General features: G+C 68.3%; 1 protein-coding gene. It reads left to right on the top strand.

The window, feature by feature from the left end; genetic code table 11:
• On the top strand, positions 1-1034 hold a 1034-nt coding region (locus IE198_RS34760), incomplete at both ends, for an acyltransferase domain-containing protein (RefSeq protein WP_189894070.1).

A 1034-nucleotide genomic window follows, 5' to 3' on the forward strand; every position in this document is an offset into this window, starting at 1 on the left:
ATGGGGCGTGAATTGCACGCCGCTTTCCCTGTCTTCGCGGAGGCGCTGGAGGAGGTCGCCGGGCACTTCGACGCTCAGCTGGGGATGCCGCTGCTGTCGGTGATGTTCGCGCCGGACGGTGACCCGCGGGCGCGGTTGCTCGAGGGGACGGAGTATGCGCAGGCGGGGATCTTCGCTGTTGAGGTGGCGTTGTTCCGGCTGGTGTCGTCGTGGGGTGTGCGTCCTGATTTTCTGATCGGTCATTCGGTGGGGGAGATCGCGGCGGCGTATGTGGCCGGGGTGTTCTCGTTGCCGGATGCGGTGCGGTTGGTGGCGGCGCGTGGCCGGTTGATGCAGGGGTTGCGGGTCGATGGGGGTATGGCGGCGGTCGAGGGAACGGAGCAGGAGGTCGGGGCCGCGCTGGTGGCGGACGGTTGTGGCGGCCGGCTGGAGGTTGCGGCGGTGAACAGTGCTTCCTCGGTCGTGGTGTCCGGTGATCTGGACGTGGTGGAGGGGTTCGCCGAGCGGTGGAGGGCCCGGGGGCGCCGGGTGAAGCGCCTGACGGTGAGTCATGCGTTTCATTCGCCGCACATGGACGGCATGCTGGAGGATTTCCGGAAGGTGGCGCAGTCACTGGAGTACCGGGCTTGCCGGATTCCTTTGGTGTCGAATGTGACGGGTGCGCTCGCGGACGCCGAGCAGTTCTGCTCGCCCGAGTACTGGGTGCGTCATGTGCGTCGGCCTGTCCGTTTTCTGGACGGGGTGCGTGCGTTGGAGGCCGAGGGTGTCTCGGTCTATCTGGAACTCGGTCCGGACGGGGTTCTGTCGGCGCTGGGCCCGGACTGTGTGTTGGAGGCCGGGGACGAGGAGAGTCCGGTGTTGTTCGCGGCCGGGCTGCGTGGGGAGGGCGTGCCGGAGCCTCGCGCGCTGGTGGAGGCGGTTGCCCGGGTCCATGCTCATGGCGGCGGGGTCGACTGGTCGGCGGTGCTGGGCGCCGGTCCGGTTGTCCGTGATCTGCCGACGTATGCGTTCCAGCGGGAACGTTTCTGGCTGGA

The sequence above is a fragment of the Streptomyces xantholiticus genome, assembly GCF_014651015.1.
In the GTDB taxonomy this organism is placed as follows: Bacteria; Actinomycetota; Actinomycetes; order Streptomycetales; family Streptomycetaceae; genus Streptomyces; species Streptomyces xantholiticus.